The 23,290-nt window shown below is 40.1% G+C and carries 20 protein-coding genes and 1 tRNA gene; 11 read left to right on the forward strand and 10 right to left on the reverse strand.

The window, feature by feature from the left end; genetic code table 11:
- Nucleotides 1–96 precede the first annotated feature (96 nt).
- Nucleotides 97–1,617, forward strand: a complete 1,521-nt coding sequence (locus LROSL1_RS04630; RefSeq protein ID WP_178913885.1) for an SIR2 family NAD-dependent protein deacylase — start codon at nt 97–99, stop codon at nt 1,615–1,617.
- Between the two features lie 219 nt (nt 1,618–1,836).
- On the opposite strand, the gene LROSL1_RS04635 is transcribed toward LROSL1_RS04630, so the two are convergent.
- A complete protein-coding gene (locus LROSL1_RS04635) occupies nt 1,837–2,241 on the reverse strand; it encodes a DUF4828 domain-containing protein (RefSeq protein WP_017262734.1) in 405 nt (134 codons plus the stop codon).
- A 246-nt stretch (nt 2,242–2,487) separates the two neighbouring features.
- Between LROSL1_RS04635 and LROSL1_RS04640 the strand changes: the two genes are divergently transcribed.
- The 4 genes from LROSL1_RS04640 to LROSL1_RS04655 all read left to right on the forward strand — a co-directional run bounded on the left by LROSL1_RS04640 (nt 2,488) and on the right by LROSL1_RS04655 (nt 5,388).
- Nucleotides 2,488–3,486 carry a Gfo/Idh/MocA family protein gene (locus tag LROSL1_RS04640; RefSeq protein WP_178913886.1) on the forward strand — a complete coding sequence of 333 codons (999 nt, stop codon included), beginning with the start codon at nt 2,488–2,490 and terminating at the stop codon, nt 3,484–3,486.
- 15 nt (nt 3,487–3,501) lie between these two features.
- Nucleotides 3,502–4,881, forward strand: a complete 1,380-nt coding sequence (locus LROSL1_RS04645; RefSeq protein WP_178913887.1) for a DEAD/DEAH box helicase — start codon at nt 3,502–3,504, stop codon at nt 4,879–4,881.
- A 4-nt stretch (nt 4,882–4,885) separates the two neighbouring features.
- A complete protein-coding gene (locus tag LROSL1_RS04650) occupies nt 4,886–5,269 on the forward strand; it encodes a tautomerase family protein (RefSeq protein ID WP_178913888.1) in 384 nt (127 codons plus the stop codon).
- A 46-nt stretch (nt 5,270–5,315) separates the two neighbouring features.
- Nucleotides 5,316–5,388, forward strand: a tRNA-Arg gene (locus LROSL1_RS04655).
- 893 nt (nt 5,389–6,281) lie between these two features.
- Here the strand turns inward: LROSL1_RS04655 and LROSL1_RS04660 are convergent.
- Entirely contained in the window at nt 6,282–6,728 is a 447-nt protein-coding gene (locus tag LROSL1_RS04660) for a hypothetical protein (protein ID WP_178913889.1), read from the reverse strand.
- 1,281 nt (nt 6,729–8,009) lie between these two features.
- Here LROSL1_RS04660 and LROSL1_RS04665 point away from each other — a divergent pair.
- Nucleotides 8,010–8,300, forward strand: coding sequence for a hypothetical protein (locus tag LROSL1_RS04665; protein ID WP_161001106.1), 291 nt, complete (start codon nt 8,010–8,012; stop codon nt 8,298–8,300).
- Between the two features lie 72 nt (nt 8,301–8,372).
- Here the strand turns inward: LROSL1_RS04665 and thiD are convergent, their stop codons facing one another.
- Nucleotides 8,373–9,179: a bifunctional hydroxymethylpyrimidine kinase/phosphomethylpyrimidine kinase gene (thiD, locus tag LROSL1_RS04670; protein WP_178913890.1), complete on the reverse strand. Its 807-nt coding sequence runs from the start codon at nt 9,177–9,179 to the stop codon at nt 8,373–8,375.
- A gap of 213 nt (nt 9,180–9,392) precedes the next feature.
- Between thiD and LROSL1_RS04675 the strand changes: the two genes are divergently transcribed.
- Nucleotides 9,393–10,007 carry a MarR family winged helix-turn-helix transcriptional regulator gene (locus tag LROSL1_RS04675; RefSeq protein ID WP_178913891.1) on the forward strand — a complete coding sequence of 205 codons (615 nt, stop codon included), beginning with the start codon at nt 9,393–9,395 and terminating at the stop codon, nt 10,005–10,007.
- A gap of 75 nt (nt 10,008–10,082) precedes the next feature.
- Here LROSL1_RS04675 and LROSL1_RS04680 read toward each other — a convergent pair whose 3' ends face one another.
- Nucleotides 10,083–10,283 (reverse strand): hypothetical protein, encoded by a 201-nt coding sequence (locus LROSL1_RS04680; RefSeq protein WP_161002937.1) that lies wholly within the window; start codon nt 10,281–10,283, stop codon nt 10,083–10,085.
- 151 nt (nt 10,284–10,434) lie between these two features.
- Between LROSL1_RS04680 and LROSL1_RS04685 the strand changes: the two genes are divergently transcribed.
- The 3 genes from LROSL1_RS04685 to LROSL1_RS04695 all read left to right on the forward strand — a co-directional run bounded on the left by LROSL1_RS04685 (nt 10,435) and on the right by LROSL1_RS04695 (nt 12,613).
- The gene (locus LROSL1_RS04685) at nt 10,435–11,067 is read left to right on the forward strand and encodes a DNA-3-methyladenine glycosylase (RefSeq protein ID WP_178913892.1); all 633 of its coding nucleotides are present in this window, start codon (nt 10,435–10,437) and stop codon (nt 11,065–11,067) included.
- 126 nt (nt 11,068–11,193) lie between these two features.
- Nucleotides 11,194–11,616 carry a GtrA family protein gene (locus LROSL1_RS04690; protein ID WP_178913893.1) on the forward strand — a complete coding sequence of 141 codons (423 nt, stop codon included), beginning with the start codon at nt 11,194–11,196 and terminating at the stop codon, nt 11,614–11,616.
- A gap of 109 nt (nt 11,617–11,725) precedes the next feature.
- A complete protein-coding gene (locus LROSL1_RS04695) occupies nt 11,726–12,613 on the forward strand; it encodes a YihY/virulence factor BrkB family protein (RefSeq protein WP_178913894.1) in 888 nt (295 codons plus the stop codon).
- Nucleotides 12,614–12,634: 21 nt separating this feature from the next.
- Here the strand turns inward: LROSL1_RS04695 and LROSL1_RS13275 are convergent, their stop codons facing one another.
- Together LROSL1_RS13275 and LROSL1_RS04705 are read right to left on the reverse strand one after the other, a co-directional pair.
- On the reverse strand, nt 12,635–13,048 hold the full coding sequence (locus tag LROSL1_RS13275) for a GtrA family protein (protein ID WP_178913895.1): 414 nt from the start codon (nt 13,046–13,048) through the stop codon (nt 12,635–12,637).
- A 143-nt stretch (nt 13,049–13,191) separates the two neighbouring features.
- Nucleotides 13,192–16,977: a KxYKxGKxW signal peptide domain-containing protein gene (locus tag LROSL1_RS04705; RefSeq protein WP_178913896.1), complete on the reverse strand. Its 3,786-nt coding sequence runs from the start codon at nt 16,975–16,977 to the stop codon at nt 13,192–13,194.
- Between the two features lie 289 nt (nt 16,978–17,266).
- Between LROSL1_RS04705 and LROSL1_RS04710 the strand changes: the two genes are divergently transcribed.
- Nucleotides 17,267–19,033: a CHAP domain-containing protein gene (locus LROSL1_RS04710; protein WP_178913897.1), complete on the forward strand. Its 1,767-nt coding sequence runs from the start codon at nt 17,267–17,269 to the stop codon at nt 19,031–19,033.
- A gap of 65 nt (nt 19,034–19,098) precedes the next feature.
- Here the strand turns inward: LROSL1_RS04710 and LROSL1_RS04715 are convergent, their stop codons facing one another.
- The 4 genes from LROSL1_RS04715 to LROSL1_RS04730 are packed head-to-tail and all read right to left on the reverse strand — an operon-like array spanning nt 19,099 to nt 23,153.
- Nucleotides 19,099–19,557, reverse strand: coding sequence for a flavodoxin (locus LROSL1_RS04715; RefSeq protein ID WP_178913898.1), 459 nt, complete (start codon nt 19,555–19,557; stop codon nt 19,099–19,101).
- Entirely contained in the window at nt 19,554–20,267 is a 714-nt protein-coding gene (locus tag LROSL1_RS04720; protein WP_178913899.1) for an NTP transferase domain-containing protein, read from the reverse strand. Before LROSL1_RS04720 ends, LROSL1_RS04715 begins: the two co-directional genes overlap by 4 nt.
- On the reverse strand, nt 20,267–21,259 hold the full coding sequence (locus tag LROSL1_RS04725) for a DMT family transporter (RefSeq protein ID WP_178913900.1): 993 nt from the start codon (nt 21,257–21,259) through the stop codon (nt 20,267–20,269). Before LROSL1_RS04725 ends, LROSL1_RS04720 begins: the two co-directional genes overlap by 1 nt.
- Nucleotides 21,252–23,153 carry an NTP transferase domain-containing protein gene (locus LROSL1_RS04730; protein ID WP_178913901.1) on the reverse strand — a complete coding sequence of 634 codons (1,902 nt, stop codon included), beginning with the start codon at nt 23,151–23,153 and terminating at the stop codon, nt 21,252–21,254. The genes LROSL1_RS04725 and LROSL1_RS04730 overlap by 8 nt, the downstream gene beginning before the upstream one ends.
- Nucleotides 23,154–23,290 lie beyond the last annotated feature (137 nt).

The raw sequence follows: 23,290 nt of genomic DNA on the forward strand, positions 1-23,290 counted from the left end.
TATTTTTGGGGATTTATGATGGTCATAATAATCTACACTTCTTGTATTTTTAATTTATATCCTATAAATGTATAATCAAAAAAAGGGGTGATCGGAATGTGTTTGGAAGAAACAAATGACTGTTTAGACAATTTAGTCGAAGAAATCTCTAAGTGGGGCGTTGGAATCATTGCAGGTGCAGGATTATCGATGGCTGTTATCGGAGACTCGAAAGAAAAAACAGCAAAAAACTGGAAACAGTTGTTTATATCCGTTGAAAAATACTTTAATAATAAATACTCGGACGACTTCGGTGTCGATGTAGTGAGCGAACTTGAACAAGGCAGCACTTTACCTCAAATTGCAACAAAAATGTGTAACAAAGTCTCAGTGCTGTCAGGAAAACCTTATGATGATAGTAAAAATGAAATAAAACAAGTTATCCGGTCTTTAGTAAACTGGGTACCAACTACGGAACAAGCAAAAAAATATGAATCCTTGCTCAAAGGGATCAATGTGAAATGGGTTATTACGACTAATTATGACGAAGTTTTAGAAGCCATATTTAATGAATATGGATATCCAATTAATCCTCAAGAGCCCTTTGTGGCTCCCAAAGATATGATCCCTATTTACCACATTCATGGCAGTCGAAACTCTTATCAGAGCATGATAGTCACGCATGAGGATTACGTACAGCTTTTTCGACCTGGAAATTACAGAGAAAATAAGTTAGTTACTATTATGGCCGAAACGCCGGTAATGATTCTCGGTTATAGCTTGTCAGATTTGAATTTATTGGCTGGATTGGATCAAAGTAACAATGCGTTTGATTCACAAAGCTTTTCAAAAGCCTTAGTAACGTACAATTCAAAAATAACTAAAGATTATGATGTGCTTCAAGAAAAAGAATTTGGGTGTGACAAAATTGAAACTAATTCGATTGAACAGTTTTTAACTGATTTAGGTGTTCTTGTTTCGAAAAAAATAGAAGCGAAAGCTAAATTGCATGAAGAAGAAAAGCAATTATATAGAGATTTTGACGCTCTAATTGAAGAAGTAGAAGAATTGAACGTTCAAAAAAATGTGACATACTATGAGTATGTTCAAAATAATGCTAAATCTTTAATTTCTGATTTAAATAATGCTAAATCTAAAGATATATTAAGAAATCCGGCGGAAAGTATAAAGAAACTTGAATCGACTGCCGACGATAATAAAGGCTCAATCAGGCCAATTGAGTTTATGGCGTTTAATAAATCTGTGATGATATTAATGCAATTTTTAAGAGGTTCAGCAAGTCTCAAGTCTCATTTTGAGGACTACAACACTCTTTTGAAATTTATTTTCACACTTATCGGTAATTTTGATGAATCTTGGTTTACACCTTTAGTGATGAAGACCATTACAAGAAATTTAAACTTTGTGCTAGATTATTCTAAGCCTGCATTTGGTAACTCCTGGTCAGCTAATAAAACTTGTCAAAACGAAGCTCCAGGTTTTAAGAGAGAACATTCAGATTTTTGGCATGAAATATATTTACAGGCCAGTATTGGAATTGCAACTGGTGAAGGGGATATGCTGGTTCCTTTGAAAGAAAAGTTTGATGAAATTGATGGTGATTCAGTAAAAGATTAATTTCATTACTTACCTTGAAGTTAAGAAGTGATTGAAATTGTACTGAGTAGCAAACCTGGAAGTTAAAAATTTCAGCAGAGTTTTTTTAGTTAATGTCACGTTAGAATCGGGTGGTTAAGTCATTGTTAACTAACTACTAGCCAAACAAAGCGAGGTTGATCACAGTTTGCATTCTCTTACTGTGATCAACTTCGCTTTTGAGTTGGTTTGTTAATTTCATTATTCCGCTATCGTTTTTTCAGTAGTGGCAGGTTTCGTCGTATGTACGCTAACCAATGTATAGGTAGCGTTATCGGCCTCGTCATACAAAGAAACAGGTTGTTGTTCATTGGCATGAATTCTTAAATGATAGCCAAAGCCATCAAGATAGACCAACTCTTGTGCCGTAATACTTTCAACCGTCGCATTTTCCTTACGGCCATCGATGTGCAGTGTTAAATCTGGATTGATTTGAATTCTGTGGATGCGATGGTCGTTATGGTCGGAATATTTCCAGGTACCAGAAAACAACATTGGTAATGATGATTGATTATCAGTATGCTTTTTACCTGAACGGGTAAACGTGCTTGATAATCCGGCGGCCAGTGACACGCCAAATAATAAAATATTCCGCTTTAACGACACAAATGCATCCTCGCTTTCTCTCTTTTGCCAGTTAACTTACAAGTATTAATATAGCACGATTTTACGCTGTTTCCTTATCCAAACCATTGGCGTAACGGAATTAAAATATTCCTGCAACCAATCTGACTTGATTACTGAAACTTCGTCATAAAATTGGTAAACTAGATGTATTAACAGGTGATGGAAAATTTTCTTGAATCGTCTGGTAACGGATTAAAAAATTCATTTCGACGGAGGTTCTATAGCATGTTAAAACTAGGAATCATTGGCACGAACTGGATTACGCAGCAATTTGTTGAGGCCGCTGCGGCCAGCAAAGAATATGAACTGACAAGTGTTTACTCACGCCACGAAGAAAGCGGTAAGTCGTTTGCCGACAAGAACGGTGGTCAAGTTTACACAGATTTAGACAAGTTTTTTAACGATGGTGATTTTGAAGTTGTTTACATTGCGTCACCGAACAGTTTGCATTTTGCCCAAACGTTGAAGGCAATTGATGCGGGCAAACAGATTATTGTAGAAAAACCGATTGTTTCTAACCCAGATGAATTTGCACAGATGAAGGCTGCTTTAGCCGAGCATCCTGAAATTCACGTGTTTGAAGCAGCACGTCACATTCATGAACACAATTTCCGTGCAATTCGCAAACAGTTAGCTAGCATGGAGACTATTAGTGGGGCAACCTTGACCTATATGAAGTATTCATCACGTTACGATGAATATCTGGCGGGCAAGGATCCAAATGTCTTCACGACAACATTTAGTGGTGGTGCCCTACAGGACCTCGGCGTCTACGTCGTGTATGACGCTGTTACTTGGTTTGGCAAGCCTAATCGGGTTCACTACTACGCCACACCATTACGTACTGGTGCAGATGGTAAAGGGGTCGCGGTATTAGGTTATGATGGCTTTGACGTCACCCTGAACATTGGAAAGAATACGAATTCGTACCTACCATCAGAGATTTATGGCGTTAAAGATACGATTGTGATGGATAATGCGGCTGAATTGACTTCTGTTATTTACCATGCAGCTGATGGTTCGACGAAGCGGATCTCTGAAGAACCTGACGATAATCCGATGATCGCTGAAGCAAAAGATTTTGCGACCGTGATTAACGATCCTAAGAATCCAGACAATGTCCGTCATTATCAGACATGGCTCCATTTGAGTGAAATTGTTAACAGCGTGTTGTTTGACCTGCGTCGCAAGGCTAGCATCGTCTTTCCAGCCGACAATAAATAGAAACGAGTATTATAGATGAACAAAGAATTTGAAGCACATTTTAGTGAGTTGGGCTATACTCAACCCACTGCAATTCAAACGGGTGTTGAAGCACCGCTCACAAACGGTGAGAACGTTGTTGGGTTAGCACCTACCGGCTCTGGTAAGACAGTGGCCTTTGCGTTGCCGTTATTGGCTAAGATTTTGCCTGGGGACGGCACACAATTGCTAATCCTTGCGCCAAGTCAAGAACTGGCACAGCAAACAACGCGTGTCATGCGTGATTGGGCTGCTATTATTGGCGTGAATGTTGCTGCGTTGACTGGTGGTGCCAATGTCAAACGGCAGATTGAACGTTTGAAAAAGAATCCGGAAGTCGTTGTTGGCACGCCTGGTCGGGTGCTCAACTTACTTGACGATCATCGTTTGAAGGCGCACTTGCTGACAAGTATCGTCATTGATGAGGCCGATGAGTTGTTAGCTGGTGAAACACGGACTGACGTGGAAGACATTATTCGTGAAGCGCCTGGCGATGTTCAACTGAGTTTTTTCTCTGCAACGAAATCGGAAGCACTTGATCAGCTAACCAGCGAATTCGGCATTGAAGTGACCACCGTTGATGTGCGTGATATTGATGAAACTCAGGGACAAGTTAAGCACGGTTTGATGACTTTACCTGCTAACCAACGGGCGGTGATGTTACGCCGCTTTTCCCGTATTCCAGGATTTCAAGCATTGGTGTTTTTCAATCAGTTAGGTGAATTGGAACGGGCAGCTGCGTCAATGCGACATGAACATGTGGCGGCGGTTTCTTTAGCCGGTAAGCAACGGCAAGTGCAACGTGCTGATGCGATGCGTGATTTCCGTAATGGCAAAGTTAAGTTTCTGTTGACGACTGATGTTGCGGCTAGGGGATTGGATATTCCCAATTTGCCAGCAGTCATCAATTACGATCTGCCCGGCTCACTGGTTACGTATACGCACCGTGTTGGCCGGACTGGGCGAATGGGTGCTAGTGGTCTTGTCATTAACTTTGGGAATGATCATGATATTCGTAGCCTAAAGCAAGTGTTGCGGGGGAGTGATTACCAACTTCAGCCACTGTACTTTGCTCATAATGCGTTTGTCGATGAACGACCACAACGTGTAGAATCTGTTGGTAGTGTTGCAAAGAAGACAGCCCGTCCTGAGCAAGGCAGTAAAGCTAAAGTGCGTAGTGGTGAAAAGCCTAGCGGTACTGATAGCACTACGGCAAAACCAAAGTCTCAACGTGCCAAGGCTACGAGCCATTCATCTAAGAAGAATGATTCTGCTAAAGTACAGGCAGCTTCGAAGAAACCACATACGCATAAAAAGCATTCGAAGAACAAGGGAATGCGGCACAAACATCAACTGAAGAATCAGGAAGGGAAATAACGTTATGCCATTAGTACGAGTTGACCTCCAACGGGGCCGTAGCAAATCAGAATTGAAGGCCATTTTAGACGCAGAACATAAAATCTTAGTCCAAGATTTTGGTGTTCCTGCGCGGGATCGTTACCAAATTGTGACGCAACATGATCCAGAAGAAATGGAAATTGAGGATACCGGGTTTGGTATCGACAGAACAGACAAGTTCGTGATGATTCAAATCACCATGCGTGACGGTCGATCTGAAACGCAGAAACGAACATTCTATGAAGACCTCGTTAAAGAACTTCAAAGCAGTGCTGGTATTGAGCCAAACGATGTAATGGTGGTCATCTCAGAAAATGGCAGTCCTGACTGGTCATTCGGAAATGGTGCCGCACAGTTTTTAAATTAGTGTATACTAAAAAACGGTTCATCCATTAAGGTGAATCGTTTCATCTGTCCCTATAGTTTAACTGGATAAAACCGCCGCCTCCTAAGCGGCTGCTCCCAGTTCGAGTCTGGGTGGGGACATAACAGGGTATATAGGGTATATAGAGGAATTGCGTAAGGTCGCCATTATGGCGGTCTTTTCTTTTTGTACCAGTATTTTGAGCCGTTACATTCTGTGTTTTTCTTTGCTTCTCATTTTTTATCTCGTTGATGCTATGACTGTAGAAGTTAACAATATTGTTGCGTAACTACCATGGCTGGATGCCACGAAACATACTAAATTATAAAAAATAAATAATTTAGTATGTATGTCTCAATCCTTGGAAAAAGACCTGTCGACAGCCATGTTAATCCATTTTTGAATACAAGGATTTATTATAACAAGTGTTTGATGTGACATGATTCTAGTCTGTTTTTTAAATCAATTTAAGTGGGCGCAAAATACTTGAAAAAGCATCGTTAAGTTTATGGGGATGCATCTCTATATCGTCCCCGTATTAACTTATCTATTATCTTCTTCTAATAGATAAGAAAGCAATAGTCATCAGTTGATTTGATACTCATATCCTTGAAACATTGCTTTAACAGTCTTTCAAATTTTTTAGTTTCATCTTTATTCAAGTATTTGAACTCACTTTATTTGCCAGTTAAACCAGCTAGATGTGTGTTTTTGTTAAAGTTCATGTGGGTGTGGGTTAAGCCATCATCTGCTTAAAGTAGTTTGCAAAGATAACGTTGAATGCCCTGCAAAATTTTTGTTGCTTATTGTTTAAAGCAAATATTAAGGTTCATGAGGTGCATTATATTCACTACTAATCTTACGGCGACACTGCCTGCTTTTTGCCTTTATAGCTGACAAAGGATTAATATCTTCTTGCCACTTGTTTTAAGACGTACTGATTTTTCTTCGCAAACACGCACATATGTTCTTAATTAGAACTAAATAATGGCCCGATATAGGGCCTGTGTCTGTATTATTGAAGATCATCGCCAACATTGTAACGAACTTTTCCATCGTAAACTTGCAACAAAACTTTTGAAGTGTCGTCGGGGTTAATGATTTGAAATGCGTCATATTTTGGTGTGTACTTCTTTATGGTTTTAGACTCAATCTTGATGTCACCAACAAAAGCGTTCCAAATGGAAACTTCACCAGAATCCATCGCTTGGTACATACGACTGTTAGGGTCAAGAGTTGCTTCGTATGATTGATCTTTTTTATTCCAAGAAAACTTCATATTTCCATAGTCATCAGACTGAATGTCTTCATTGATTGCCTTTTCATAGCGTTTGGCAATGCTTGTCTTTTTGGCTTCTATACGTGGCGTGCCAAAAATGTTGTTTCCATTCTCTGTTAATGGAGTAGTAATAGTAATTAATGTGAATGTCGCTAAACCAAGCAGTATTTTTGTCTTTTTCATAGGTATTCCCCCAAAATATATGTTTCAGCTTTTAACGTCGTCAGTTTTTGGACCGCATATTACAATTCTAGAACTTTTTTCTTTTTATCGAAGTCACCTTATGTGTTCACGCACTCAATGAGTAAGGACTTCAATTCTCGCAGGTCATTTAGACTTCTAAACTTTATGTAATTGCTGACGTTTGTTCACGGCAGGGTGCGAAGTAATAACTTTTTCAGAATATAAAATATGTTCCTTCTGGTGAAGATGACTACCAAACAATGTAAGTAGTTGCTGTCTTACTTGCATTTCCAATTGTCAAGTTCATTGCCTTTAGTAACAAATGACATTCAATTATTTTTTTACAACTAATTTGGTCAAAATAGTTAAGTGGCATAAAATGGGAAAAGCTTTTAAAAGACAGAAAACTCATTTACATCCATTTCAATGCATATTCATAATCGGCTTTTTTGATTTTGCATTATAACTATTCGGTTCAAAGCGACCACAATATTAAAGTTTATGAACATGTATTAATGTACCTTTATATTAGCTAATGATAACTGTGCATATTTCCCATTATTTATTGGAATGTCAGTAGCCATTTGTAAATGATTGCCTAGACCTTTTTGAAAGGGCTTTGTCCATGTCTTTCATTATTAGAGTGTACCTTCTTGCTCCCTGAATTTGCAATCGTGTGGATGAAGCAAGTAAAGAAAATTCAGCAATGGGCAACATGTTATTGGATGATATTCAAAATTCTAGATTGTTATTCAAATTGACGTAGAGAAATATCCTTAGACTTTCTCAATTTTTGTTGCAAATACTGAGGCCATTAGTGGTATCACTATTTTCTGTATATAAAACGTACCATAAATGAATCAAAAATGAATCATTTTGTTAAAATAGTGTTGTTATTTTGAGGGGTTAATGTTTTTTCGATGTAGAAGACTTTCGTTCTGTTAATTAATAAAAATGATTTTTTGTGCTCGAGTTAAAAATTCCGTTCGCTAGTTGACCTACAGTGCGATCAATAATATTCTTAAGTGAATGTAATGAGCGAGACACGAAATCACGATGTTTTGTTCAGAAACTGACACGCTAATTATGTGAGTTGTGCTACGTCGAAAAAAGGTGTTGTCAAATTTACTTTTTTTATAATCACGGTAAATTTCAAGGTAATAAGTATTATTGGAAACTGTGATTTTGAGAAATGTTTTACACGATATTTTTACCAAAAGTTGACTTGCAACTGTACTTTTGGTGGGGACATTCATCTTATCTTATTGGAGTAATGCAGAAATGGCAGATAATGACACAATCGTAGACTATTTAGTTGATGCAATTGAGCGCAATGGTAAGGCCAAAAAGGTGCTTAAGAACGATAAAGCACGGTCCATCGCCTATGTGGCAAAAATGGGCGAGCCAAACTTCAGCAGTAAAGAGTTAGTAAGCTTAATGCTGAAGGGGATGCAGGCTGGCATCATCGAATTTGTCCGGTCAGAGCCCCGCTTCGAGTGGAATGAGACGGATTTTCCTGTATTATTAATGGCTAGTTCAAAGGCCAAAGACGCGTTCGCTAAGCTTTTATGACATAAAAGACGAGCATCCTGAAATCATTGAAGATTTCAGGATGCTCGTCTTTTGACTGCTAGGACTCAAACATTAATCCGTGTAAGCCCAGTGGTTGATTGGACCATATTTGTGACCAACTTCAATTTGGTTAGCAATCGAGACGTTAACATATTGTTTGGCAATCGTAATGGCTTCCTTAACGGATTTACCCTTAGCCAATTCGGCAGTAATGCATGCGGATAACGAGTCACCCGTGCCGTTAACACGGTCTGTATGAATGTAAGGCGCGCTGAGCCAGAAGTGTTCGCCATTCTCAAGAAGGACTAGATCACGGACTTCTGTTTGATCAGCATCACTATGTTGTCCCTTGATCATGACGTTTTTAGCACCCATTGTTTGCAATTTTTTAGCCGCGGTTAACATGTCTTCATCTGTTTCAATGACCATATCAACCAACTTTTGCGCCTCAAAAAAGTTTGGTGTAATCACTGTTGCTAAGGGAACTAGTTGTTCACGTAACGTTTCAAACGCAGCCGTTTCTAGCAACATTGCGCCGTGTTTAGTGACGATAACGGGATCCACGACTAGCGGTCCAAAATCGACACGTTTGTAATTGGCCACAACGTTATTAATCAATTCGGCATCGGCCAACATGCCTGTTTTGGCGGCCTTTAAATCAAAGTCATCTGCTAAGGATGTAAATTGTTGGTTAATGAAGTCAGTCGGCATTGATGTGGATGCCTGAATGCCATACGAGTTGCCAGCGACACATGCTGTGACGATGGACATGCCGTAAACGTTGCGGGTGAAGAATGTGTTTAAGTCTGCCTGTAAACCAGCACTGCCATCGGAATCAGAACCGGCAATGGTGACAACTTGTGGAAATTCATTTGCCATTTCATAAAACCTCGCTTTTCAATTGGTGTTGGTGATAGCGTAGCACAATCCAAATCAACTGCGACAGTCTTTTTAATCAGTTTTTGTGCGAGGTAGACAAATTTTCATTTTCGTCTATGTTTGCCTAATTAGATCGAAAGTGTTGACAATTATTTAGGCACCTATATAATAGTCGATGTTAGGCACCTAACTAACAATCTTTGGAGGAAAATTATGAATACTGAAAAAAACGATGAATTGTTTAGAACATTTATGGATTTAACAAAACAGATGCAGCGGTATGGATTTGCGACTCGTGGCCAACAGCACGGCCGTCACCATGGATTTGGTCGTGGCCGGTTGTTACAACTGATCGCGGATCATGATAATGTCACACAGAGTGAACTAGCTGAGTTGCTGGACATTCGTCCATCTTCTTTATCAGAAATGCTGAGTAAGCTTTCTGATGGGGGATTGATTGAACGCCATGCTGACGAAAACGACAAACGAATTACGCACGTCGTTCTCACTGAGGCAGGACGTAAACGCTTAGCGGAACGCAAGCAAACAACGGATGAGTATCTGACAGGCTTGTTCGATGGTTTGACTGATGAGGAGACACAACAGTTACAACAGTTGTTGGCCAAACTTGACGGTTCGCTAAAAGATAAGTTGGCAGATATGGATGACGCGCCGGAGCCTGAATTTGGTTCATTCGCTGGTTCTGCAGGTCACTTTGGCCGTCGTTCATTTAATGGTCACAATGGTTTTGATCCTCGTGGTCAGGGGTTCAATCGTCAACATCACGATAACTCAGACATGGGCATGATGAACGGTTTCTGGCGTTAGTTTAACAAACGCAAAAGAGTGGTTACTGATATTATTTTTCAGTAGCCACTCTTTTTACATATATAATTGCAGATCCTATGCTTTCGGCGCAAAAACGTCCTCCAGCATTGCAAATGAAATGAATGAGACGCCCGCCAAGAGAAGACCGGCAATAATGCCAACAACCAACCCCGTGACGACTTGCCCAGCAATCAGTCCATACAGTAGGCCAATCAAAATGATAAGTGGTAAAACACTGCCAGAAATCCAAACAATAAGTGAATCATCGCGTTGCATGATAAATCCCCCTTGTATAATGATGACATAGTGTGACAAACACTGAACCCACCTATGTTGTATCATATTAACGAATAGAAAACGGAATTCTAAGAAAAAACGGTTTCATTTCTTAGAGAATAAATGATTTTATAATGGAGCAAACAATTTAATGAAAGAATTAACAGCGGATTTCTTTTCAGGACGGCCAACAGAACAAATTGCCAAGGATTTACTGGGTGTCACATTGACGCGAAAAATGGACGATGGTGTAGTTGGTGGTGTTATCGTCGAGACCGAGGCTTATTTGGGCGATCAAGATACAGCAGCGCATGCTTTCGGCCATCGAAAGAGCAAGGCTAATGCAGCCTTGTTTTCAGATCCTGGTACGCTGTATTTTTATACAATGCGTGGGCTAATCCTTATGAATCTTATCTGTCAGCCGTCGGGTACACCACAAGGAGTTTTACTGCGGGCGCTCGAACCAACCGTTGGCACAAGATTGATGGAACAAAATCGTCATAGAACGGGCATTGATGTTGCCAACGGTCCTGCTAAGTTAACAGCGGCGATGGGGATAGACACGTTGCAGTACAATGGCATGTTACTGAGTCAGTCTCCCTTTAGCTTGAGCATTAGTGGCCAGTATCAACCGCAGCAAATTGTGAGTGCTGCTCGGGTTGGTGTCAGTGAAGGGGAATGGCACGACCGACAGCTTCGGTTTTATGTCGAGGGAAATCCTTTTGTCTCGGGGATGAAGAAGAGAGAAATGAATTGGGATAATCACGGTTGGACGAAGGACTAGTTGGTTGCGATAATGACATCTAAAATAATAAATACCTAAGTTTTACTTATGAAGGGTCGACACGTTGCTGTCAAAGTCGTAAATTGTTATGTTAGTTGATTAAATAAGGAAGTTGGAATTCTCTAAATGGCAACTTTAGTAAAGTTATTTAAAAAGTATCAGTCTCAGATTGCCTATCTTTTTTTTGGTGGCGTTACAACGGTAGTAAACATAGTTGTTTTCGCAGTTGCTAATAGTTGGTGGCATTGGAATTATCAGGTGGCAAACATTTTGGCTTGGTTGCTGTCAGTTCTCGTTGCTTACATTACAAATAAGCTATGGGTTTTCTCATCACATGCAAAGGGTTTTCGTGAAAACATGAGGGAAATAACTTCCTTTTTTGGTTTTCGAATATTAACACTGCTTTTTGAAGTGGTCATTCTGTTCGTAGGGATTACATTGTTACATGGCAATAATATTTTAGTGAAAATCATTGATCAAGTTATTGTGATTGTTTCAAACTACTTCTTTAGTAAGTGGTACATTTTTAAAACAAATGATTTTGACTAGTATAGCTTTTAAAGCATGTCCACGACGGACATGCTTTTTTTGTTTTGAACGACAATGTGGTTTAATTAGACAAGGATAAATCGACTTAAAGTGTGAACAGAGGTTAACAATGAAACGTTTCTTTAAAATTTTTTTGCGCCGATTTGGCAATGCTGAAGTTAGCAACTCAGCGGTAATATTGGCGTGGTATTCACTGTTGTCAATCTTTCCTGCAGTGATTGTAATTGGAAATTTATTGCCTATCTTTGGTATAAACGCGCGAACAGTTTTGGATTATTTACAGACTGCTGTCCCAGCAGATGTGTATAGAACTTTGGCACCAGCAATTTTATCCTTTCTCCAACGAGGAAGCGGCAGTTTGTTGTCAATTGGGGCGGTTGTTGCTTTGTGGTCTACGAGTCAAGTGGTGGCCGCTTTTCAGCGAACGGTCAATCAGGCCTATGGGGTTGGTGAAAATCAAAATGCAATTGCTAACAGATTGTTTTCCTTTATGTGGATGATCTTAGTTATCGTAATCATGGCGATAATTATTCTGTTCTTCACTCTAGGACAGGTTGTTGTTAAGCAGTTAACACCGTTACTACATTTAAGTCACAATATTACGAGTGTAGTTAGTTCATTGAAATGGCCAGTTACGTTAAGCCTACTTTTTGTTCTATTGTTACTTCTGTACTACTTTTTGCCAAACGTAAGATTAAAATGGCGATACGTTTGGGTCGGTGCACTACTTTCGACAGTTGCCTGGTTGTCTTTATCACAGTTATTCTCGTTGTATGTGGACTACTTTGCAAAGTCAGTCACTACGTATAAGACAGTGGGTTCTGTTATTGTCATTATGATGTGGTTAAACTTTTCGGGCATCGTTATATTAACAGGATCAGTCCTAAATGCTTCAATTCAAGAGTTCTTTAGTGGCGAGATTATTGAAAGCCGTCAGTCGCTGCACTGGATAACTAAAATTTGGCGTAAAACCAGCAAGCGTTCCGATGATGAGTAATCAACGGAACGCTTGCTGGTTTTAATTTACAGTTTTAAAAATATACCAACGTGAAAATGCGTAATTTGCAATATTCGTTATACATTGGTCGATAAGCTTAACGAATATGTCATTGCCTTTTAGTAAACTAATGCCGATGAAAAGAATGATAATATCCATTAAAAGTGTCACAACTCGAAAGAAATAAAATGACCACATTTCTTTCATAAGGCTTTTAAACGTTGATGCGTGGGTAGCGAACACCCATAGTTTGTTTGTACAAAACGCAAAGGTTGTCGCTAAGAACCAGCCGATTGCATTAGCAACTTGATAGTTCATTGGGGTCCAGACATCCAAAATCGTAAAGACTGACAGGTTTATAAGGAAAGCGCATGTTCCCCAAACGACATATTCAATTATGGATTGGTGTTTTTGACACCACGTTTTTATGAACATGTGCGTATCCTTCCAATTCTTAAACGATGTTTTGTTTCAACTTGCAGATTGATTACTATATTATAACCAAATAGTTTGAGTAAGAAAAGCGGTGTGAACAATGTCGCACCATGTTCACACCACCATAAAACAAACGAATTCAGTTAATTGATTGGATTGTTTGTTGCCCCAATCCCAAAATTGTATGCACGAGTCATGAAGCGCGTTTTACCATCGCCTTCACCGAATCGGGAGAAAGTAATCTTGTGATTAGGAATATCAACCGTGATGAAGTCTTGTGCACCTTCTTGCAGGGAATCAACAGGACGTGCACCATAACCATTACCGGTATCAGGGAAGGCCGAATTGGTTTCTACATACAACACATTATTTTGTGTACTTTCGTTATCTTTGTGCCAATGACCGTTCATAACTGCAATAACACGACCCGTCGCGCCAGAAAAACTGACATCGGTTGGGCTAACTGTGTAAAAGGCCGGGTCCGTGTACGGGTAAGAATTCGTTACATTAGGATTGGAAAGCGAAAAGTTTAATGCCGTATCCTGTGTACTGTCAAGATGTAATGGAACGTCTTTAGTAGTACCATCTTCTTGTTTTTGCAGTGTTCCATTTTGAAATGCTTCAATAACACTTCTTAGTAGAGTACCATTGTAGATTCCCCATTTATCTTTGTCAGACGGGGCGGTATTTACTTCGCCCTTAAAGACACCAGGCAACGAACTATGCATAAAGAACATGACATGATAATCATCTGGAACGTGTTGAAGTTCTTGAACTATCCAATTAATTTGAGCGGCTGACACGCCACCATAACTTTGTATATCAACAGCCAATTTACCATCTTTTAAAGCTCTAGTGTCGTCAAAATCGTTAATGAAGAGAGAAACAACTTTCCTTGACTGATCGTAGTAAATGCGACTGCCGTGTTCTGTTTCAATGCTCTTCCTTAATGTGTCAAGCGCTGGTGTTGTGTTTGGATCATTCACACCGTATTGATCGCTAGGCTTAATGATGTGTTCATACTCATCATTAGCGGTTAGCCCTTCGTTTGTGTTGTTATATTTATCATCACTTTGATGATTTAAATCATGATTTCCAGGAAGCATAAAGGCTTTGGTGCCGTTTTGAACCTGCATAAACTTGGAAGCAAATTCATCCAGATCTGCTAGCTGGTTTGCTTTTGAAGTAGCTGTCCCGTTAACCGCGTCTCCGAGACTAAGTTTATAGGCAACATTAAGCGCGTCCGCTAGTTTAGTCTGATTATCGAGGTTGGTAAGGGTTAGTTGAGTTCTCGTGTCAGGATCGCCATTTGATTTATTTTCCCAAGAACGAGAATTTGTTTGGAAATGAACATCCGTAATCAAACTCATGATGAAGGATGTTGGCGTTTGACTCTTTTTTACTTGTTGAATGAATTCATCGAAGTAAGGTGACATGTCACGAATAGCGAGACCATCTTGTCCGAAGTTGTAATCGTAACCGTCAATATGTGCAGGCCCGGATGGTTGAATGACGCCAGTGTTCGGGTCTGAATAATACTGGTTATACAAATCGCCGTTTAAATGATACCAGCCATGCCACATTTGCCCAGCCTCATTGAACCGGTACCGTTTATCGTTAATCGACTGGATTCCAGTCAGCATGACACCATTCGAATTGGTGTAGAAGACACCATTATTATAATTAATCCATCCATATCGGATTGCGCCATCGTCAGGGCCGTAATAATAAGAACCGTTTACCTGGAACCAATTTTTCATCACGCCTGCGTCGGTCATATAATATCGATGGCCGTTGTAATCTATCCAACCCACCTGAGCGATACCATTATCATTGAAGAAATATGGTGAGTTATTAACCGTTTGCCAACCATGTAATAGGTGGCCATCATTGTCAAAACCATAAAGAGAATTGTTAATGTTTTTGATATTGCTTTTGACCAGGTAGCCATTTTCATCAAAATAATAAGGCTGGTTGTTTACGTAAGTCCAAGAAGATGTGTGCATGGCACCTGAGTTGTCATCTAGATAAAACTGATGACCATTGGAATCGAGTAGACCTTTTTGCATCACACCGCTACCGTTGGCGAAGTACCAAGCATTATTTGCTTCAAACCACCAAGTTTGCATAGCACCTGACTGATCAAAGTGATACCAGTTGTTATTATCAAATTGCCAGTCTGTCTTCATTGAGCCGTCTGAACCTAATAGATACCATTTGCTGTTGATGTTTTGCCAACCAGTTTGCATAACGCCACTATTATCAGCAAAGTACCAGCCGTAAGGAGTGGCAAACCAATTGGTGTCTAACGCACCGCTGTTGTTCAGATGATAATATTTATCACCATTTTGTTCCCAGCCGGTTTTCATTAAGCCAGAATCTCCAAGGTCGTACCACTTACCGTTGATGACTTGCCAGCCAGTTTGCATAACGCCACTACCGTTTGCAAAGTACCAACCATAGGGTGTATTAAACCAGCTGGTATCTAGAGCGCCACTGTCACTTAAATGATAGTAAGAATTACCGGCGGGTTCCCACCCAGTTTTCATTAAGCCGGAATCGCCGAGATCATACCACTTACCGTTGATGACTTGCCAGCCGGTTTGCATCACACCGCTACCGTTTGCAAAATACCAACCATAGGGTGTACTGAACCAGCTGGTGTCCAAGGCACCGCTGCCATTCAAATGATAATAAGAATTACCCGTCGGTTCCCAACCAGTTTTCATTAGGCCAGAATCATCAAAGTGGTACCATTTACCATTTTTCGCTTGCCAGCCAGTTTGCATTTGACCACTATCATTTGCAAGATACCATCCGGATGGGGTTGAGAACCAGTCAGTGTCAAGCTGCCCATTGTTTTCTAGGTGATACCAGTTATTGTTTTGAAGTTGCCAGCCGGTTGTCATAGCCCCTGATGCGCTAAGCAGGTACCAACTATTACCAGGACGTTGCCAGCCAGTTTGCATTTGACCGCTGTTGTTAAATAGGTACCAGTTGCTATTAATGTTTCCCCAACCAGTTTGCATTCGACCACTGTTTTGCAAATAGAACCAGGCATTATTGTTTAACCAGCCAGTTTGCATTTTGCCATCGCTGTTAAAAAAGTACCAGGCATCATCGATGGAGTTCCAGCCAGTTGCTTTGTTACCACCAATTTGATAAGACCAAGCACCGTTGTTATTTTGCCAATAATTAGATGCAGTCGCTACAGAAGCAGCAACTGTCGCTTGCATAGGAATGGTTGGTAAGATGTCATTGTTCACTAGCATGGAGTTAGCCTGTGAAGACACTTCCTGACTGTCGCTATTCTCGACCGCTGTTGTCTGAACAGTTTCAGAAAAGTCAGAAGTAACTGAATTCGATTCGGACTTTCTGTTGACTGATGAAGAAACAAGTGACTTTTGATCAGTAGAAATAGACACAACATTAGGTTGCTGTGAATTAGCAAAGTTCTGTTCTACGCTGGCATCTTTATTACTTACGACGGAAGAAGAATCAGCATTTGTCTGCTGCTTAGGCGAAGAAGTCTCTGCTTTCTTTGCGGCAGAGGAAATTGATTCAGCCGACGGTACTGAATCTTGTGGAATTGTTTGACTAGCTAATTGTGCCGATGTGCTATTCTGTGAAGATTCCATTGAAGACACTGGCGCAGTAGAAGCTTCAGTTGACTTAGTAACATCACTTGAACTGGATGCACTTATTGACGTCTTTTCTTGTGACACAATTGTGTCTAATTGAGCCTGTTTGTTTGCATCACCTTCACCAGAAGGCGACGAAATAGTTTTACTTATATTCAATGAAGATGAGTTATTAGTTACAGTCGCATCATCAGCTGATGCAACAGCCCCCATAGAAATTGTTAGCGCTAATGCTGTTGAGGCAACTAACCAAAGTTTGCCTGACTTATACATTTTATATCGATTCAAAATATTTAACCCCTTTGCTTGTTCATATCGTCTCTAAGTATAACAGGAAAGACCTTCAAATGAATTTAACACTATGTTTCATATTGAGAACAAAATTACAAGTGTTGCCTTTTTTGCAATGTGCTGTCACAAACCTGTAAAACAAACGTTAAGCCAAGTCATAAAGGCTTTAAAACGCTGATGTTTAAACGTTGACAGCTGTTTTGCCTATTATGGAACAATTTTGAAATGTTTAAAAAATGTTGTATTCTGCTTACAACATTCTTAATGAATTACGGGGATAAAATTTTTGAAGATAAAGAGAGAGACTAATAGCAATCGCCTGAAAAACATTGCGACAATGAGCTTGGTGACCGTTTCAACGTTGCTTACATTATCTGTTATGAATAGTAAAACTGTTTATGCAAATGATGATGTACAGGGTGGAGTTGGCAACGCAAGTGTATCAACTCTGACCCAAAATAATGGGAGTTCTAACTCGGTTTCTCTAAAAACTGGGTCTGTTTTGAATCAAGCCTCGCAGAATTCTGATAACAAACAGTCGAGTTCGTTAGATGATGCTGCTAGCCAGTCTGGTGAAAGTAGTTCTGTTGTGCCTGAGAGTGCATTTGCAAAAGGTTCTACGGTTTCTGAGAAAAAGCAAAATAGTACTAGCAGTCAAAGTGCTGCTTCAAGTATTTATTCGGCTGGATCCGAGAGCTCCCACAACGCTTCTGTAACGGTAGCTAGTTCAGCGCAGCCTACAAGTGCTACAAGTGCTACAAGTGCTACAAGTGCTACAAGTGCTACAAGTGCTACAAGTGCTACAAGTGCCAACCTAGAGAACTCTAAAAGTGTTTCGTCACAGAATCTAACTTCGGTGCAAAGTGAAACGTCAGCCAATTCCGAGTCAGTAAAGTCTTCTGCAAGTACAACTGACGAACAAAATAACACAACAAGCACTTCTAATTCGGAAGCAAGCGGCAGTGCTGAGCAGACAGTAAAAGTGGCCGCTTCTGTCGCTGTCAGTGATGGCTGGAAGCAAGGTAATACTTGGGGCTATTATCAAAATGGTAATGCAGTTACAGGTTGGCAGGCCATTAATGGTGCCTGGTTCCATTTTGACAACTCAGGTCAAATGCAAACCGGTTGGTATCAACAGGATGGTAACTGGTACTATCTTGAAAACTGGGGTGGTATGGCCGGTAATTGGCAAAACATTGACAATAATTGGTACTATTTCAGTAATTGGGGTGGTATGAGCAAAGGTTGGCAATGGAGTAACAATAATTGGTACTATCTCGAAAACTGGGGTGGTATGCACCGTGGTTGGCTTTGGGATGGTAACAGTTGGTACATGAATGATCGTACTAATGGTGAAACTTTGTACAATTGGCAGAGTATTGATGGTCAATGGTACTTAATGGCTAACAGCGGTCGCATGCAAACCGGTTGGGAACAAATGAATGGTAGCTGGTATCACATGGGTGGCAACGGTGCGTTGCAAACTGGCTGGCAGGCCGTTGATGGTAACTGGTACTATCTAACTAGTTGGGGTATGGATACTGGTTGGCAGTGGCTCAACGGATCTTGGTTCCATTTTAACGGCTGGGGCGGTATGAATACTGGCTGGTATGGTGATGGTTATAACTGGTACTATCTAGGTAATAGTGGATATCTCAATACCGGTAGACAAAGAATTGGCAATAAACTTTATTATTTCAACGGTGCAGGTCAATTGCAGGATAACTATGTAGACTGGGGCAACGATTACGGCTATTATGCTGGACAGTGTACAGCGTATGCTGCCAAGAAACTGGCCGCTGAAGGTGTTAACCCATATGGTAAAGGCAACGCTGCGGACTGGGTATATTCTGCCGCAGATGTAACCTATAATAATCCAGCAGTTGGTATGATTGCTTGGTCAACAGCCGGTTATTATGGTCACGTTGCATATGTGGAAGCTGTTTCCGGTTCTTGGGTATTTGTTTCAGAAGCAAATTACAACGGTTTAGCTTATCACACGCGTTGGGTTCAAATTGGTGATGGCAGCTTTAATGGTTATCTTACATTTTAAAATCAGAAATTAAGAAGATCCTCAGTGACGGTTAAGCCCGTGAACTGAGGATCTTTTTTTGGCATTTATTTAGTTGACTGTTGCGCAGCAGATACAAGTTCGTTAGCAAATTCATCAAGCTGTTTAATATCGTCAGCGTCAGGGGAAAGGTTTATTTTGATTTTTTTTGCACCTCGGGTGGCTCCGCTGTCAGCTAACCGAGAATCAAAGCGGTCAACGGCCACGCCATAATCATCGCCATAAAAGACATCACCGGACCCCGCAACTCCAAACACTTTACCATTTAACGTAATGTCCGCGAGATCATCATAGTAATCAATACCTTCCTCGGGAAGTGCCCCTTCGTCATAAGTATACGGAACAATCACGACAATGTCTGTGTCATTTAAATCTTGAACATTTGCCTGCGAGATTTCCTCCTCGGTCACGACAACGTTTAAATCTTCCAAAGCTTCTACAATAATGTCGGCAACATCCTCGTTATTTCCAGTGATTGTTGCGTAAACAACGCGTGCTTTCATCAAACTTGCTCCTTCAATAATTTTTGAATAGTACGATAGTTTTCCTGAGTGTCCATTTCATACATTGAAGTATCTTTGACCTGATGGGTTGTAACGGAAATCTGGTTTAGTAATGCGACTGGTATATCATCCCAATAACCTTTTTTCTCGAGAAGTTGTGACGTTTGCGAAAATTTAGGTAACGCTTTAAGAATCGTTTGAGCGGTTACTTTGTCCCAGTATGAAATACCAGACATAGACGGAACGTGATCATCTGTAACAGACATTTTAACGACCTCTCCGTTACTATCTGTTAGTGGGCACCATTCCACACCATGAATTGTTCGGAGAATAGTATAGTATGTGCTCTTTTGGGGATGATAGAGAAAAACGTTGTCACGAAGGACCGTATCGGCATCAATAACAAAAGAGTCGCCGAAGTACTTTGAAGCACATGCAAAAGAATAGACGTTATTATAATCGCTGAAGTGATCATTATAAAGAAAATGAAGATTGAGTTCTTTTAAGTCTGGATACTGATTTTGAAGAATTTCAAACTGTTCATGCAGATAACCGACTACGATGTAAATATCGTTGATATTTGCATCATGAAGCATCCTTAATGTTCTAACTAGGTTTGGTGTTCCATTGATTTCAAGCAAGGATTTTGGACGATTCTTGGTCATCTCTTTAAAGCGGCTTCCTAGTCCAGCCGCCATGATAATTGCGTTCATTATTTGTGCTCCTTAGGAATCATTCTCGCAACAATAGGAATTTTACGAAGAATAAGTTGTTTGGAATCCGCAGTTAATACGGAACCTAAAATGATTATTGATGCTAATAACAGTGAAGTCAAGGAGGCTTTGTTTCCTACCACTATACCAATAACAATAGCCCAAGCTGAGTAGCTAATGTTAAGTCCCATTGCTTGGACGGCTCCCAATACATTAATAGAGCCATAGTAGAATTTATATGACAAACTACCAGCAATAGCAGTAAGAAGGAGTAAAAAAATAATTGGGGAGTGAAAGATTTCAAAAACGTGATGATAACCAGAAGGAACTATTGGAATGATGCCGACTGCGAAGACGATTCCAGAAATCAGTTGGCGAATCTGCAACGCGTCATCTGACGAAAGGTCATTCTTCATACCATATGCAGAGATAACAGATTCCGACCCCCATCCAATTACGCATAGTGCGGCGAAAATGAATCCGATGGGGCGAATATTTGTGGTGATAGTCGCACTCATTCCTGTAAATATCGTGCCGCCGATAGCTAGGGATAATCCAACAATGGTGGAGAGATTGGGCCGTTGTCTGAAAACAATAAAATTAAGTAGCGCGCCAAAGGCTGGGTACATAGCAGAAATAATTGCAGTGTATGTTGGGCCTATATAATGAATAGACAGCGCATAACCTGTCATTCCAACCGGTCCGCCAAAAACGGCAGCAAACATTACCCAATGTGCACTTGGACTCTTTTTTAAAATTCTTAAAAAATTGAAAATATAATTTTTAGGATTGCTAATAATATTTAAAATCAGCAAAACCATAGCAGAAAAACTGTCATGAAGAAACGTAGCAATCAAAGGCGCTGTGCCAGCAAAATATTGAAAGGGTCCATGGGCTAAAATAAGACCTATCAGTACGGTGTCTAATCCCCACAATGCACCGCCGGATAATCCATTTAACCGTTGCCGAAAATATTGTCGTTGATCATACATAAGCTAGCACCTGAGTAAGTTCTTTTCTTGCGCGTTCAAAGCGTTTCTTTCCGTATTCGCTGAAATCGACGCCACTCGCTGTTTTGACAAGAGACCATGTGCTCCACAAAACGTCCTGGAAGGCTTTGTAAACTAAAACTTTTCGTTTAAGTAATAAATTGTCAGATGCATTTGAATAATGCGCTAAGAAGTCGTCTTCTTCAGCCCGTGAGAGCTCACTCTCGTTAATTAGCGCTGCTAAATCCCACGCTGGATCGTTGTTACCGGAATACTCCCAGTCAATTAAGTACAAGGAGTCTTCTGAACGATTACTTGAGATACCCTTGATGAAATTTTCCGGCACTAAATCGTTGTGACATGGCAGGCTTTTTACGCCTAAAGTGTTTTTTAAATATTGATTAGCTTTTCTGACTTCTTCTTTAACATCTGAGTAGTAGTCATAATAATTAATTGACAAGTCATTTGCTGCAGACTCGTAATGTGACCATTCGGATTCAAACGAAAAATTGTTGCTGAAGTTCATCTTTGAATGATGCACCTGATAAAGTAAGCGGGCAACTTGATGATAATTTGATGGTATCCTCATGGACCGTGCAGAAAAAGTGACCGCTCCAGGAATGGTTTCCGTAATTTTTATGCCGGAAGTAGGGTCCATAAAGAGAGTGGGTACGTTAAAGCCGAGCTTGCTTGCTTGTTCTGCATTCGGTTTTTCAGTCATCCGATTAATCAATTTGCTGGTTCCCTTTCCAGGAATGCGAACGAAACATTCGCGCCAACCTTTATTTTCACCTTGAATGATTTCAGCAGAGTAATTTGTATTAGTCATCCCACCAGCGTATACGACATTTTTAACGTTTTGCGAAGGAATATTTAGAGCGTTGACGATTGTCTGTTTAGCCTGATCAATTTTATTATCTGATTCATTTGCTTTGATTAATGGAAATACATCTTGAATCGCTTTCACCAAATCTTTAGGGGTATCAATATCAATCCAATGTAAATCGTCTGTAACTAGACAATTTACTGGGGTAATATTTGAGAGTTGTGCAATCAGGTATTCATAATTAAGCCAAGGGTTTTTATTTCTCATATAGGCGGACAACATCAGTTGATAAAAGGCAAAGGATACCTTGCTAATTCCGATCATTTCAGCGGATAAACGGTTCATTTGACGAATATCTTTTGAAATTTGAATGAGTTGATTTTGACTATTAAAATCAACAAAGGCTTCGTCATGTGATCCACTAAGAGGGGATACAAGAATTGTATTTTCTGTTGTATCTTGTAGCAAAACATCTAGCATCGCATCGTCGAACAAGAGGTCGCCTTCAAGTAGCAAAAATGAATCGTTAATTTGTGTGCCTGCTTGTGAGAGTGAAGACATCGTCCCCGCATGTTCATAGTCTTTAACTTTAACTAGGGTGACTTCTGGTGTATCTTGAAGCGCTGTTTCTATCAATTCACTTTGGTACCCACAAACGATAACGATATGTTTAATTCCACGATCTACGAGTTTTTGAATGTTACGCAGTAGGAGTATTGTATTTTCGTCAATTTTTGATAGAGCAACAGGCTGATCTGAAGCGGTTGAATGACCAGCAGCCAAAATGACAGCCGTGGTGAAAGTGCTCTTCCGTAGCGACATAGGTAATTGTATTCGTGTATGCTTGGATAGACTGTCAAGAATAGATTGTTTTCCAGCGCTTGTCAGACGATACTGTGGTTTTTGGCGAGACCCCAAATTTTTAACATTGTCAAGCGACTCTAATTTTGATAGTATCGATTGAACCTTGGTTAGCGAGAACTCTGAGACTTCAGCAAGACGACGCTGTGAAAAAGATTGCGCATTTTGCGCTGATTGTATTAATAACAGTATTTTTAACGTATCATTCATAACTTTCCTCCAGGTGTTCACAAAAAAGAACACCTGAAGCGTAACATAAATCAATTGAGATGTTAATTAAACATCCATTAAAACAGCTTCTGGTATTAAATAAATCAGTTAATTGGAGTCTTTTTTCTGGTATGCTT

This window comes from Furfurilactobacillus rossiae (assembly GCF_013394005.1).
In the GTDB taxonomy this organism is placed as follows: domain Bacteria; phylum Bacillota; class Bacilli; order Lactobacillales; family Lactobacillaceae; genus Furfurilactobacillus; species Furfurilactobacillus rossiae.